8 protein-coding genes are annotated in these 14,559 nt (G+C 49.6%); 4 read left to right on the top strand and 4 right to left on the bottom strand.

Annotated features, from left to right (window positions below; translation table 11 throughout):
• Positions 1 to 69: 69 nt before the first annotated feature.
• The 4 genes from HNP82_RS16880 to HNP82_RS16865 all read left to right on the top strand — a co-directional run bounded on the left by HNP82_RS16880 (position 70) and on the right by HNP82_RS16865 (position 8,416).
• Positions 70 to 1,560, top strand: a complete 1,491-nt coding sequence (locus HNP82_RS16880) for a TIGR02677 family protein (RefSeq protein ID WP_183776608.1) — start codon at positions 70 to 72, stop codon at positions 1,558 to 1,560.
• Positions 1,557 to 2,780, top strand: coding sequence for a TIGR02678 family protein (locus HNP82_RS16875; RefSeq protein ID WP_183776606.1), 1,224 nt, complete (start codon positions 1,557 to 1,559; stop codon positions 2,778 to 2,780). Before HNP82_RS16880 ends, HNP82_RS16875 begins: the two co-directional genes overlap by 4 nt.
• Positions 2,780 to 6,961, top strand: coding sequence for a TIGR02680 family protein (locus tag HNP82_RS16870; RefSeq protein WP_183776605.1), 4,182 nt, complete (start codon positions 2,780 to 2,782; stop codon positions 6,959 to 6,961). Before HNP82_RS16875 ends, HNP82_RS16870 begins: the two co-directional genes overlap by 1 nt.
• A 72-nt stretch (positions 6,962 to 7,033) precedes the next feature.
• Positions 7,034 to 8,416 (top strand): TIGR02679 domain-containing protein, encoded by a 1,383-nt coding sequence (locus HNP82_RS16865; RefSeq protein WP_183776604.1) that lies wholly within the window; start codon positions 7,034 to 7,036, stop codon positions 8,414 to 8,416.
• Positions 8,417 to 8,483: 67 nt separating this feature from the next.
• Here the strand turns inward: HNP82_RS16865 and HNP82_RS16860 are convergent, their stop codons facing one another.
• From HNP82_RS16860 to HNP82_RS16845, 4 genes are all read right to left on the bottom strand, one after another.
• The gene (locus HNP82_RS16860) at positions 8,484 to 9,347 is read right to left on the bottom strand and encodes a GNAT family N-acetyltransferase (protein ID WP_183776603.1); all 864 of its coding nucleotides are present in this window, start codon (positions 9,345 to 9,347) and stop codon (positions 8,484 to 8,486) included.
• A complete protein-coding gene (locus HNP82_RS16855) occupies positions 9,347 to 11,134 on the bottom strand; it encodes a DUF4214 domain-containing protein (protein WP_183776602.1) in 1,788 nt (595 codons plus the stop codon). The genes HNP82_RS16860 and HNP82_RS16855 overlap by 1 nt, the downstream gene beginning before the upstream one ends.
• Positions 11,135 to 11,396: 262 nt before the next feature.
• Complete coding sequence (locus tag HNP82_RS16850) at positions 11,397 to 13,544, bottom strand: DUF4214 domain-containing protein (RefSeq protein ID WP_183776601.1); 2,148 nt, start codon at positions 13,542 to 13,544, stop codon at positions 11,397 to 11,399.
• Position 13,545: 1 nt separating this feature from the next.
• Positions 13,546 to 14,493: a GDP-mannose 4,6-dehydratase gene (locus HNP82_RS16845; protein ID WP_183776600.1), complete on the bottom strand. Its 948-nt coding sequence runs from the start codon at positions 14,491 to 14,493 to the stop codon at positions 13,546 to 13,548.
• Positions 14,494 to 14,559: the final 66 nt, after the last annotated feature.

Here is a 14,559-nt window from a genome sequence, read left to right as displayed (position 1 = left end):
TTATTGTTGCACACCCCCCGCCCATGATCTATACTATACTCATGGACTGATTTTGGAGGAAACAAAAGAATGCGTGTCACGGAAAAGTTAACAAGACCTTTAACTGAGGCAAAATATTTAAATGCGGATAATGCGGACCGATATCGAAGCATTATGCGCATTTTTTATGAGAATTATGAGAAGCTGCGGTACTGGATGTATCAGGAGGATGTCTACGAGGAGATGACGGCGGACCCGTATTTCGCGGATTACCGCATGGAGCAGTGCCAGCAGGATCTTGCTATGCTGACAGAGTGGAAGAACCTGAATACCCTCCAGGATACACGCAGGGTATCTTCCATTGAAGAATTTAAAAATAAGAAATTCAGGTATCAGATGTCTGAGTACAGCGTGGAGATCGAGCGTCTGGTCATACGTTTGGAAAATCTCTTTGTCGAGGGCGCTTCGCTGGAGCCTACCCTGCTGGAAAGGATTCGGCTGAATGTGGAGCGTTTTGAGAAAATGGCGAAAGAGGATGGAAATACTGTTTACACATGGTGGAATGATCTGAACAATGACTTCATCCGGCTGAATCAGAATTACCAGGATTATATCCGGGATCTCAACAGTGTGAAGGCGGAGGAGATGATGCGGACCAGGGAGTTCCTCGTTTTTAAAGATAAGCTGGTGGAGTATCTCAGAAATTTTATTAAAGGATTGCAGAAAAATGTTGGCGTCATTGAGGAGATTTTAAAGATGCTGGATTCGGATATTCTGGAGACAGTGTTGGGCAAGGTCAACGATTACGAGATGTCCATTCCAAGGATGGATGTAGAAGTTTCCAGGGAACTGATCGAGGAGAAAACAAGGGGGCGTTTTGAGAGTATCCGAAACTGGTTTGTGTCGGCGGATGGCCGTGAAAATGAGGCGGGAAGACTGTTTGACGCCACCAACGAGATTATACGGCGGATCACCCGCTATGGCGCTCAGATCAGCGAAAGGAACGCCCTTGGGGCAAACCGGCGGGAGGAGTACAGAAAAGTGGCAGAAATTTTTCTGCGGTGCAAAGACTTGAATGAAGCCCACAAAATGTCTGCCATGGTGTTTGGGCTGGAGCGCCCGTTTCACTTAAAAAGTGAGATGGAACGTGTGACAGACAGTATGGATCAGAGCGTCTATGATGAACCGGCAGAGGAGCTGATATTAAGGCCAAGAATCAGAACTTATAAGGAAAAGTCTGAGCGGACTTCGATCCGGGATACAAGGGCGGAAAAAGCCCAGGCGCGAAAGCAGGCCGTGGAACAGATGAAAGAAGACTGGAAGCGGATCGGCGAACTGGAGCGGGACGGGCGAATTGATTTTGCTAATCTTCCCGTGATCGAGCCGCGGGTTCGGGAAATCCTTTTGAAATGGTTGTCGGACGCTCTGGAGGACGCGGATTTTGGGGCCAGGACAGAGGATGGAAGAAACTTTGTGCTGGATATGACTCACAGGGATGAACAGTGCGTCGTGCGGTGCGAGGATGGCAATTTTACTATGCCGAAGCTGAGTATTGTATTTGGGGAGGACGGGGGCCTATGAAAGAACTGGAGACGCTGTTTGACCGGCGGTGGATTTTAAAATCAGAGGACAGGGAAATGTACTATAAGATTCGGGATTCCATCGGGGAGATCCGAAAGTTTGCCACGGAGAAAATGGGATGCCAGGTCATCGAGAATGCTCTGCTTGTAAAGATGGAGAAGATTCCGGCCATTCCTGAAATCTTTATGGGCATCAGCTCTTTTGGGGCAAAGGAAGAGTATGCTTTCCTGTGTATTCTTTTAATGTTTCTGGAAGACCGGGACGCTCAGGAGCAGTTTATCCTGTCTCAGCTCACCGAATATATCGGAACAAATATGCCTGGGGAGAGTGTGGATTGGACACTGTATACAAACCGCAGGCGTCTGGTAAAAGTATTAAGATACGCGGAGAGTCAGGGAGTCCTCAAGGTCACTGATGGAAGCGACGATGTATTTATGGACAGGGAAAACGGTGAGGTGCTGTATGAAAATACAGGGGCGTCCAGATATTTTATGAGAAATTTCAGCAGGGATATTATGGAGTACACCAAACCGGAGGATTTCCAGGAAAGCGACTGGTTTGCCATGGATGAAGATCGGGGAATCGCTAGACGGCACAGAGTATATAAGCGGCTTCTTTTTTCTGTGGGAATGTACCGGGGGGAAGGCGCAGAGGAAGATTTTGAGTATCTGAAATATTACGGCAGAAGGCTGGCCGATGATCTGGAACAAAATTTTCAAGGACGGCTCCATATTCACAGGGGCAGCGCTTTTTTTATCCAGGGTGAAGACTGCAGGATTGGGGAGACATTTCCGGGCAACACGGGAATGTCAGACATCCTGCTTTTGTGCTGTGGAGAAATACGAAAAGAAGTGGAGACGGGCCAATGGAAAAGAGAAAAAGATGATACCGTTTCTGTGCCGATTGTGGAATTTGAACAGATGATCCGGAATGTGAAGAAAGATTATGAAGCCGGATTTATCAAAGGATACCGGGAGATGCCGGAGGGAGAATTTATCCGCCAGGTTGAGGATGAGATGGAGCGCTGGACTATGATCCGGAGAAATGATGGAGCGCAGATCATTGTCATTCGCCCTTGTGCGGGGAAGATCACAGGACACTATCCGGAAGATTTTTGCGGCGGACAGCAGCCCGATGGTGAAGGAAAGAAAGCGGCTGATGAAACTAATGGAAGTCATCCGAGGAAAAAGCCCGGAGAGGATAAAGGAGAAAGAAAATAATGAATAGCAGGTGGCAGGCAAGCAGGATCGGGTTGATTAATTTCTGGTATTATGACGAGCAGGAGTTTTCCTTTGTAAAGGGACGCATGCTGCTGAGAGGGTCCAACGGTTCGGGAAAATCTGTGACGATGCAGAGTGTTATTCCGCTGCTGCTGGATGGAAATATGAGCCCTGAACGTCTGGATCCTTTCGGTTCCAGAGACCGTAAGATGAGCAGTTATCTTCTGGAGGAGGATGACGGGCGTGAAGAGCGGACCGGATATCTGTATCTGGAGTTTAAACGCCAGGAGAGCGATACATGGCTGACGGTAGGTATGGGAATCCGTGCCAGGCGGGGAAAGCCGCTGGATAAGTGGTATTTTAGCCTGACAGACGGAAGACGTGTGGGAAGAGATTTTCTGCTCTACAAAGATATGGGCGAGAAAATCACGCTTTCAAAGAAAGAGCTGGAGAATCGTATCTCCGGCGGAGGGCAGATTTTTGACAGGCAGACGGATTATATGGAGTATGTCAACCGGCAGATTTTCGGATTCGAGACGGTGGAAGAGTATAAGGAGATGATTGATCTTCTCATACAGCTTAGAACGCCAAAGCTGTCAAAGGACTTTAAGCCTTCAGTCGTAAATGATATTTTAAGTGATTCACTTCAGCCTCTGTCGGATGAGGATCTGAGGCCAATGTCTGAGGCTATTGAAAATATGGACGCTATGAACATGAACCTGAAATCCAGGGAAGCCGGATATCAGGCGGCGGAGAAGATACAGAAAGTGCTTGACCGCTATAACCGGCTCACACTTTTTGAAAAGGCTGACCGCTGCTTTGAAAACCAGAAAAAACTTTCTGAATCCCAGGAAGAGCAAAAGGCCCAGATGGAAGAAGCCAAGCGCTGCCAAAACCGTGTCCGGGAACTGGAGCAGGAAATGAGCGGACTGGATGCCCGCCGGGAGGCCATGGAAAAGGAGCGGGAATCTTTAAGCAGGAGCGACGCGGTGGGGCTCAAGAGGCAGGAGCTGGATCTGTCCTCCCGCATAAAAAATCGTGAGCGGCTGCTAGAGGAGAAAAACAGGCAGCTTAGCGCTAAACAGGAACAGTATGTAGAGATTGAGGACAGGAAAAAGCAGGAGGAGGACAGATCCTACGAAAAGGAGCGGGAGCTTAACTCCCTTCTGGAGGAAATGCAGGGGGAAGCGGAGGAGATGTCTTTTGAAGAGCATACTTTTTTTCAGGCGGAACTGAAAGAAAATTTGGATCAGGCATTTTCCTGGGATAGCCATGAGTCCCAGTTTAAAAAGGTAAAGGAACAGATCAGTCAGGGCGTGGAGCTTCTTAGAGAAGGGGAAATCCGGCAGAGAGAGGCGGATGATCTCCTGAAAAAAAGAGAGCGTCAGCAGAGGGAGACCGACGGGGCGCAGCGGCGGGAGAGCGAACTGGAGTCTGTTCTTGTACAGGTGGAGAATGAGTGGAAAGAAGCTCTGTACGGATGGAACGGGAAAAATGAAGAACTTAAATTTTCCTCTGAACAGATGCGGGAAATGTCACGTTTTGCCGATGAATATGGAGATGGGTCGGATTTTGCCCAGGTGCGCGGGGTAGCCGCGGATCTGTGGATTGGGAAAAAAGGAGAGATCAGCGAACATTCTCTTAAAAAGCAGGGAGAACTTAAAAGTCTGGAGGATGAACATCAGAAGATTGATGAGGAGCTGGCTCAGTGGGAGAGCAGCCGGGAGCCTGAGCCGGAACGGAGCGACGCGGTCAGAAAGAACAGGGAAAGACTGAAAAATAAAGGAATACCATATCAGGAATTTTACAAGGTGGTGGAATTTGGCAGGGACATGAACGGGGAAGAATGCGGCCGTCTTGAGGAAGCTCTCCTGGAGATGGGAATCTTGGATGCCCTTGTCATTGACGAACAGTATAGGGAACAAGTCCTGGCGGCAGATCCCGGCTGCGCGGACCGATACCTGTTTGTACAGTCCCGCAGCGCGGAGCGCAGTCTTTTGGATATACTGGATCTGAACGATTCTGTCAATGATATTTTCTTTAATCAGAGGATCACGGGAATCCTGGGAAATATTGCCCTAGGCGGCGTCAAGGATGAGCAAATCGGAGCGGGCGCTGATGATGGGAAGTTATCCGGAGCGGACTGGGGGCCGTTGACGACGGCGGTCTATCCTGATGGCTCCTATCAGATTGGCGTGGTCAGCGGAACTGTTTCAGGGCAGCATGAGGCCGGATTTATCGGCGTGCAGGCCAGAGAAAAGAATCGCCAGGCGAAAATCGCACAGTGCCGGGAGATGCTGTCTGAAAATGAAGAACAGCAGCGTATTCTTAAAGGGGAGCTGGAAGTCCTTGACCAGCGCGCCCGGCGCCTTCAGGAAGAGTATGAGAGCCTCCCGGAGGATACGGATATGCGGGAGGCATGGAAGATGCTTTCCGAGGCCCGCCGCGCAGTGGAGCGCATGAGAGAAGAAGGACAGCGATTGGAAAAAGAACTGATGGAAGTTGGGGAAAAACTCAGGGAACTGAAGCGTCAGGCGGCGGAAATAGCCCAGAGACTTTATCTTACATGCAGCTATGATACATTTCTTCGGGCGGATGAGGCGGCTGGGGATTACCGTCAGCATTTTTATCAGCTTCGATCCGGACATGAAGTATTTCTCCAGATCCGGGTCCATCTGGAAGAACTGGAGAGCCGTGAGGAAATCCTGGATTCGGAGATGGATCAGATCCGTTATGAGGCGGGCAGCACAGAGCGGGAATTAAAGAGAGAGAAAGAAGAATATGACTCCGTACTGCAGCAGCTTGCTCTGACAGATTACGAGCAGATCCGCCACCAACTGGACGAGTGTATGGAATGGCTGAAAAATTATCCGGAACGCCTTCAGTGCTGTGTGGCCGAGAAAACGCAGAATGAAGAGCGGATGCGGCTGCTTCTTGATCAGGCCCGGCAGAATGAAGGACGGATCTCGGAACTTAAAAGAAAGGCGGAATATCTGGAAAAATGTTTTGAGGCAGAGTTAAATCTGGACTATGTTTCCCTTTCCGAAGGCAAGACGGAGAATAAGGCGCAGATGGCGCGGGATTTCCTCTCGCCGGAATGCTGGGATATGGACAAGGAACAGATTATCCGCAGCCTGAATCAGGTATATTTTGAAAACCGGGGATATCTGATGGACTACCAGATCATGCAGACGGAAATCTTTGAAGAACTGGATCGGGAGGCTCAGCGGGGAGATCCTCCGGCAAAGCGCCTGGATATTGAGGCGCGCTATCAGGGCGTCCGCATACCCTTTGGGCGTCTGCTGACCCATTTGTCGGAGGAGATTGAGGAACTTAAAGGTCTGATTAAAGACGGGGACAGAGAGCTTTTTGAGGATATCCTGGCAAACACTGTCAGCCGTAAGATCCGGGGAAGGATCAACAGTTCCAATGCCTGGGTGGAAAAGATGAACGCTTTGATGGGAGCTATGAATACATCCAGCGGCCTGAAGCTGAACTTAAAATGGCGCAGCCGCACTGCTCAGACTGAGGATCAGCTTGATACAAAGGAACTGGTGGAGCTTTTGCGGAAAGATTACCGGCTCATGCGGGAGGACGAAGCGGCCAGGTTATCCGCCCATTTCCGCTCAAAGGTGGAAGAGGCGCGGCGCCATGCCAGAGACAGCGGCGGCATGATTTCCTTTTACCAGGTGATGAAAGACACGCTGGATTACCGGAAATGGTTTGAGTTCCAGCTCTTTTTCCAGAAAAGCGGCGAGCGGGTGAAGGAATTGACCAACAGTGTTTTCGGGACATTCAGCGGCGGTGAAAAGGCTATGGCCATGTATGTACCTCTCTTTTCGGCAGTTGTGGCCAAATATGAGGGCGGGCGGCCGGACGCGCCCCGGCTGATTTCCCTGGACGAGGCATTTGCCGGCGTTGACAACCGGAATATCCGGGACATGTTCCGCCTTATGACGGAATTTCACTTTGACTTTATTATTAATTCTCAGGTTCTGTGGGGCGATTGCGATACATTGGACGCCCTGGCCATCTACCAGCTTATCCGCCCGGAGAACGCTAAGTTTGTGACGGTGATGCCCTATTTGTGGAACGGCCGCTCGCGGGTCATGCTGGAAGATGAGACTGAGATGGAAAATCGGGCCGCGCAGGAGATACAGGCTGTGCAGGAAATGCAGTGAGCCGGACAGGCAGGAATACAAGACAGAAACGTATATAAAGACAGGGATAGCTAATGAAAGACAGGGATGTATATGTGTGAGAGGCAGATGGACGGCAGACTGATGGGAGAGTGCCTGGAATATTTTCGGGAGCGCCCTGTGTTCGGGCGGCTTTTGCGAGGATTTCGCGAGAAATATCTTTCCTATGGCAAATTTGCCGGGACAGTAACCCTTAAAAATTTAAAGGAATCCGAGCGGGATGATCTGGAGGGATTTCTTCTGAAAAATTATCACGGAAAACGTTCCGCCTCTGTTTCGGCGGAGCGTTTTGAGCGGGCGCTGTCTGAGAGCCGCTTTCGGGGCATTACGGGAAAAGAGGTTCTGGAACTGTATTTTCAGGAAGCTGTGGAAAGTAAAAAAGAGCAGCAGCAGCGGAATGAAAGGCACTGGAAAAATCTCCTTGAAAGGGCAAAAAAGGGCGCTGGCCCTCTGGCAGTCCGGTGGATTGAGGAAATGGAAGGAGAGGGGACAGAAGATGGCGGCAGCGAAAAAACTGCTTCCCATGGATTTTCCTCCTATGTGAAAAAGCGGGACCGGGAAGGGGGAGAAGATTTCACAGAAGCCAGACGGCTGCTGACGCTGGGGGCGTGTATCCTTGATTTCCTTCCGGCGGAGCGTGGAAATAGCGCCCTCTATCTGGCTGTGTTTGCGGCACAGGTCACAGGGAATCCCCACGCGTTTGACGATGGAACAAAAGACGGAAAATTTCTGGAAATGCTGGTGAAATGGTATGTTAAAAAGACTGGCGGAGCCAGAGAAAAGGGCGGCAAAAGCGGAGAATTTCCCCTGATGGGTAAACAAAGATTATACCTGAAAGCGGGTATTCTTAGGGATGATGTGTCTAATTATGCCCTGGCGGCGGGAATACGGGCTCAAAACCGTCGGGGAGAATTACATGCCGGAATGGAGGGATTCCTGGAGGAGGGAGAGACTGTCCAGATACCTCTTTCTGTGATCGCAGGCTGGAAATCTGCCTTTTGTCCGGGAAATCGTTTATATATTGTGGAAAATCCGTCGGTGTACGCCCTTATCTGTGGAAAGTGGGATAAAAGCTGCGGTCTGATGTGTATGAACGGACAGCCGAGGTTCAGTTCCCTCTTGCTTCTTGATCTGCTGTCAAAGTCGGGAACAGAAGTCTGGTATGCCGGTGATTTTGACCCGGAGGGCCTTCTGATCGCCCAGAGGCTGAAAAACTATTATCCGGGTGTGTTCCATTACTGGCATATGTCCCTGGAAGACTATGAAAAATGTGTATCCGGGGAAGCTTTATCTCCAAGGCGGATAAAGATGTTGGAGAAAATAGAAGATCCAAAGCTGACGGAGACTGCCGTAGCTGTGAAAATTCATGGAAAAGCGGGTTATCAGGAGAATATGGCTGATGCCTATCTTGAAATTTTTCAGGGATACTCAAAGTAAAATATAACAGTTTAGGTCACGCCGGCCGTTCACAGCTTGTGAAAACTGTGAACGGCCGGCGTTTAATCTAGTAATCCCATATTTCTATGGCAGTGTATGTATGGCTGTAGTGGTAGCCTAGTTTCTGAGCAAGGGCCAGGGAGCTTTTGTTCTGCGCGTCCCAACTGGGATAGAGATTCCTTTTCAGACATTCCAGGATCAGCTTGGCCCCGCATATATAAGCCAGCCCTTTCCGGCGATGATCTTCTCTTGTATCAATTTCAATTTCTATGCCTTCCCGGTATCTGGAGTAGGAGGAGGCACCGGATACAATGCGGCTGTCCTCAAGGACGACAACGCCAAGCCCCAGCTTCTCGTACTGTGGGTAGGTGGAAAATTGGGATACAAGATCAGCACTCCACCTTTCCCTTTTGCATAACGAGTAAATGTGTTCATCAATCATAGACAGATGGTATTGCTTGGGCAGTGAAGCAACAGCATTTTCCAGTGATTTTTTGTTGAAAACGTGAGGCTCTTTTTTCAGGGCATAGCGGGAAACGACTTTGCTTTTTGAACCGTAAACCTGTGTGATTGCTCTTTCCCATAATGAGTTTTGGGGAACCATGATCATAAAGTTTTGGGTACATCCCGCAGGTTTGTAGGAAATTAACTCCGGGTCTGGCTCTCCGGCAAAAAAAGTAAAATCGCCAATCACAGCCTTGGCAGAGGTCGGTTTTATTCCTGCGGGCAACGGGTCTGGCGGATACGCAGGCAGGGTCTCCCGGCGCCTGCCCCGAAGGTCAAATCCCCGGATGTGAGCATCTTGGGATTTGACTGGAACAGAGCCATAGATTTTTCCCATAATTCCTTGAAGGCAGGACCAGATGAAGGTTTCTTCCCACTGGCCAAACAGCGAGGAAACTGTTTGGGTGTCTTTTATTTCGTATATCATCACTGGATACCGTAGCTTTGGCATAGCTCTATAAATTCGGGAGAATCCGCAAATCCGTTGAAGACATGTTCCCGGCTCTGTCCGCTTCTGAGAACGTTGACCCAGGAATTGAGGCCGGCGCTGTCCGGCTCGCGGTCCATAAATACCCGGTATAATGTTTTTACATAATCTTCATCGGACAGATTTTTCGACTGAAATTCATTGGAGAAAACAAAACCGTAGGCGGCTTGTTTCGCCGTGTTAGCGCCGGTAAGAATCTGGGTACACCAGCTATTTAAGCCATTTTCATCCGCCTCACGGCCAAGGCAGAGACGATAGCATCTGACGAGGAACTTGGTCACTCCCTCGTTCTGGTCTCTCGGAGCGGTCAGTTGGGCATTTCCGCGGACAATGCCGTAGTTGGCGCAGATCTGCGTAAATTCGTTGGATTCGGCAAAACCTTTGAAAACGTGAAGGCGGGAAAGCCCGTCGTTAAGAACGCCGATCCAGGCGTTTAATCCGGCGCTGTCCGGCTCGCGGTCAAAAAATGTGTGATATAAAACAGTCACATATTCTTCATCACTTAAATTGCGGCCTTTAAACTCATCGCTGTCAATAAAGCCTTGGGCTACTTTTGCTCCCTGTTCCTGCCCGTTTTTTAAAACCTGGCTCCACTCAGCTAAACCAGTAGGATCAGGCGTACGTCCTAAGACTTCGGTATAAAGGCGGGATACAAACGCGCCAATGGGGTCGGTAATTTCAATAGTAAAGTCTACATAGCCGCCCATATAGTTGACTCTTATGGTCTGGGTGCCGGTGGTGTTGGGGTCATATCCGCTGACCATGCTGTCAAGGAGCGGCATATAGCCCACCATGCCGTTGGTAAAAGTAATCTCCAGAAGGATGCCCTGTTCCTGGAGGGAATCGCCTACCTGAAAGACACCGGAAGGATTATAAAAAGAAATAGAGTAGGGTGTATAACCGCCGGTAAAAATCTGAACCCAGGTTGGCGTTCCGGTGGACACATCCAGTCCTACGCCTACAGCCTGGAATGAGGAATTGAGAATATTATTCCGGTGTCCCTCGCTGTTCCACCATGCCTGCATAACGGAAAGCACATCCGGCTGTCCTATGGCAATGTTTTCACCGGTAGACATAAATGGGATACCCATTTCGCTGAGAATAGTGAAGCAACTGCTGCCATCTGGCCGTATATGCTCAAAACGCTCCTGGCATTCTTCGGCACGGATGACTGCTGCGCTGGTCAGTTCTTCGCTAATGACCAGCGGCTCAAGACCGTTCTCCGTTCGGAGAAGATTAATATAGATGAGCATTTCATAGGCAGTGTTGATAATTTCCTCACTGGAAAGGCTGCTGCGGGAGCGGGATACAGGAAGAGAATCCTTAATGCTGTTAAAAATCGCGGAAGCCTCGGCCTGGAGTGAAGATGGGGTGGAAGAAGATGTTGTGGCTGGGGCGGCGTAATTCTCCATGGAATTATAGGCTTCACTGATAGACGGCTGGGATGGCTCGCTCTGGGATTCAGGCGCTGCCGGTTCTGTTTCCGCAATCGTCTCCGGAGCGGCATTTTCAGATTCAATGACCGATTCCGGGGCTGTAGTTTCAGAACTTGTCTCAGATTCAATGACTGTTTCTGGAGCAGAGGTTTCAGATTCCAAGATGCTTTCCGGAATCGCTGTCTCCGGTGCAGTTGCCGTGTCACCGGTCTCGGCGGCAAAAGTGGGAACCGATGAGGTGAGGCATAAAATCATTGTCAAAAGGATACAAAAATTTTTTTTCAGTTTCATGATTTACCCTCCAATCATTTGTAGCGGCACCGCGCGCAGTGCGGCATGAAAGTTTATGGTAACATAAATTTACGACAAATATATTTGCCGTTTACTATAAATTCTCTGGGGGATGCGCACGATTTTTGCAAGGAAAGATCCGCGCTTTGCGCAGCAAAAAACGGCGCAGGAAACATCATAGTAAAAATTATTGTGACGTTTCTTATAGCGAAAAACCCCGCAGCTTCACAGTGAAAGCGCGGGGTTTTATGATTCCCCGCTTTTAGTTAAATGCAGGGTCTGTAGGATCGTAGCCGTAGTCACCGGAGATGACAACAGGGGTTGGACGAGCCGGTTTGTCAAATTTATTGTCCATGCTGGAGCTGCTGTAAACAGTTACAGTGGAGCCGTTGCAGTTGTCATAAATCCATTTGGCGTCGGCGACAGTGAGGCGAACACATCCGTGAGAAGCGTTCTGCCCAAGTTTCAGGTATTCGCTGACGGACAAAGTGCGGTTGTTGCCATTGACATGGTACCAAGCAGAATGGAAGAGATATCCCCCGTAAATCTGGGAAACATACTGTCCCCAAACCGGTCCCATCAGCTCCCACCACCGTCCGAGACGTTTCACAGTAAATGTGCCGTGGATGGTTGGAGTTCCCGGATTACCTGTTGAGCAGATCATGTTCTTTACGGGGATAATATATCCGTTGGCTCCGTCTCTGGCGTAAACGGAAACAGTGTTTGTAGTGGTGTTAACTTTGAGCAGGTAAGAACTCTGTTTTCCGATAATGGAATCCACGTTCTGGACAAGGACGCCGTTGGCGTCAAAGTAATATTTCAGCCCGTCGGCATAGCACCATCCGGTAGCGCGGACATTATCATTGGATGGATCCAGATAGTACAGAGAACCGTTAATGCGCTGCCAGCCACTTAAAACTGTACCGTTTTGTACATAGTACAATCCTTTGGGAGATTGATTCCAGCCTTCAACATAAAGGTGGAGATTGTAGTTAGCGCAGATGTTCGTAAATTCCGTGCTGGCTAAAATGGATTCCAGGTAGCTTTCCCGGCTTATACTTCTTAATGCGTTGACGCCGCTGTTAATATCTGTTTCAGCAGGGTCTCGTAAGAGAGCTGCCCGGTAGGCCATAATGACAAAATCTCTGTCGGAGGAGGCTATAGCCTTGCCTTCTGCCGAAAAAACAATGGATTTCACAAAGTCTTTGCCGCTGACGGCATGGTTATATAAATCTCTGGCCCAGTTATTCAGATCCGAATCTGAGGCCGGGCGCTGGAGCGCCAGGGCATAGACCTGATTGACAAAGCTTGTTATGTATTTATTCCAGTCTCTGGGTTCTGTCAGGGAAACTGTGCCGCGCTCAATGCCGTATTGCTGGCATAAAGTGCCAAACTCAGGGGATGCTACAAAATTGTAGATCAGATAAGTTTTGGAAACGCCGGTACTCATAACCCCCAGCCATTCACTTTTGCCTGTGTTGTCAGCCTCGCGGTCTAGGAGTGTGCGGTATAAAACGTCCAGGTAATCGCTGTTGCTTAAATTTTTGGATTTAAACTCAGTGCTGTCTAAAAATCCCATGGCGGCTACAGCGGCAGTATTTCTGCCGGACACAAGAGCGTCCACCCACTCTCTGCGGCCTTTGTCATCCGGAGTACGGGACAGGACAAGCTCGTAAAGACGGTTAACAAATTTGGTGACATCCGGATTAACATCCAGAAGATCGGTCAGTGTCAGTGTGCCGGCCTGGATGCCGTATTGGGAACAAAGTCCTTTAAATTCGTTGGAACCGATGAAGCCGGAGCATATGTAATCTCTGGAAAAGCCTTCGCCGAGAACGCTGAGCCAGTCATTGAGACCTTTATCATCAGCTTCGCGGTTTAAAATGGCCCGATAGAGAACGGAAATGTATTCGGTATCTGAGTAGTTTTTACCCTGAAATTCATCACTGTGGAGAAAACCGTATACAATATCCGCGCCGGTCTGCTGTCCGCTGTTTAAAAGAGTTGTCCATTCGCTGAGACCTTTGGCGTCAGGCTCTCTGAAAAGAGTCAGCTCATATAAACGGGTGACAAAACCTTCAGTGGTATTACTGTTTTCTTCGGACACGGTTTCAGATTGTGCCTGTGCCTGCTGTGCTGCCTGAGTTTCCGGAACCTGAGTCTGTGCCGTCTGATGAGTCTCAGGGGCCTGGGTTTGGGAAGCCTGAGTCTCCTGTGTGGTTTCAGGTGCCTGTGATTCCTGGGACTGGGAAATGGTCTCTCCAGTCTGCGCTGTAGTTTCTAATGACTGTGTCTGCTCCTGGACAGTGCTTTGAGCCGCTGTTTCCTGGGTGCTTTGGGCAAATGCCGGGGTCATGGCAAAAAAGGCCATGACCGCGCTCAGGGAGAGACACAAAATACGATGTTTCATGTTACTCACTCCTTGTTTCTTGACGCCAGTAGTCTAAAGTTTCAGTCAATGTCTGCTCCATGGGAATCTCCGGTTTCCATGGGACGCAGCTCTGAAGCCGGGTTATATCGGCTTCGATGACGGGGATATCCAGCGGCCGCAGCCTTGACGGGTCCACCTCCACCCTGATGGGGACGCTGGACAGCTTCAATATATTGTCCAGAATAGAACGTATACGGACCGCGTGACCGCTTCCGATATTGTAGGTCTGCCCTTTCTCACCGTGCTGAATCAGCAGGCCGTAGGCCCTCACCACGTCCCGGACGTCGGTGAAGTCTCTTCTGGCCTCCAGATTTCCTACGTGGATCACCGGTTCTAAATGGAGCTTTTCGATCCGGGCCACCTGCCGGCAGAAATCAGATACCACAAAGATGGGCGCCTGCTCTGGGCCGATATGGTTAAATGCACGCACCAGGATAATGTCCAGGTCATAGGCCCTGGCATAGATGGCACCCAGCATATTCTGGCAGGCTTTTGTGGCCGCGTAGATATTTCCCGGATTTAAGGGGGTATCCTCCCTCACCGGCGTCTGATCCGGGCGGATGTAGCCGTATTCCTCCCCGGAGCCGATGCACAAAATCCGGGGCTTCTGGCCGGTCTCACGGATCACATTAAACAGGTTCAGGCATCCCTTAATGTTAATGTCTACCGTCAATTCCGGGTTCTTCCATGAAAGTGCCACAGAACTCTGGGCGGCCAGGTAAAAAATATAATCTGGAGCGATCTCTTTTAAGACCGCGGTGGTGTTGTCCTTATCCATAATGTTCAGATCATACACGGCCGCGTGATCGGTATCCAGTGTTTCATGCGCCAGTTTTGTGGCGTAAAGCTCCCAGTCATAAGTCTCATGAATATGCTGGATGAGATATTTTCCCACAAATCCGGCAGCGCCAATAATTAACGCTCTCATAGTCATTCCTGCCTTATAAGTTTGCTGCTTTGACTTCCTTTTCCACAAGTTCCATATCGTTCTTTA

The sequence above is a fragment of the Catenibacillus scindens genome (genome assembly GCF_014202115.1).
Taxonomy (GTDB): Bacteria; Bacillota; Clostridia; order Lachnospirales; family Lachnospiraceae; genus Catenibacillus; species Catenibacillus scindens.
This window is presented reverse-complemented; position numbering and strand designations above follow the sequence as displayed.

Bases quoted from the DNA above. Each gene is read 5' to 3' on its own strand.
- HNP82_RS16880 (WP_183776608.1), top strand. From the start codon at position 70: ATGCGTGTCACGGAAAAGTTAACAAGACCTTTAACTGAGGCAAAATAT.
- HNP82_RS16875 (WP_183776606.1), top strand. From the start codon at position 1,557: ATGAAAGAACTGGAGACGCTGTTTGACCGGCGGTGGATTTTAAAATCA.
- HNP82_RS16870 (WP_183776605.1), top strand. From the start codon at position 2,780: ATGAATAGCAGGTGGCAGGCAAGCAGGATCGGGTTGATTAATTTCTGG.
- HNP82_RS16865 (WP_183776604.1), top strand. From the start codon at position 7,034: ATGTGTGAGAGGCAGATGGACGGCAGACTGATGGGAGAGTGCCTGGAA.
- HNP82_RS16860 (WP_183776603.1), bottom strand. From the start codon at position 9,347: ATGATATACGAAATAAAAGACACCCAAACAGTTTCCTCGCTGTTTGGC.
- HNP82_RS16855 (WP_183776602.1), bottom strand. From the start codon at position 11,134: ATGAAACTGAAAAAAAATTTTTGTATCCTTTTGACAATGATTTTATGC.
- HNP82_RS16850 (WP_183776601.1), bottom strand. From the start codon at position 13,544: ATGAAACATCGTATTTTGTGTCTCTCCCTGAGCGCGGTCATGGCCTTT.
- HNP82_RS16845 (WP_183776600.1), bottom strand. From the start codon at position 14,493: ATGAGAGCGTTAATTATTGGCGCTGCCGGATTTGTGGGAAAATATCTC.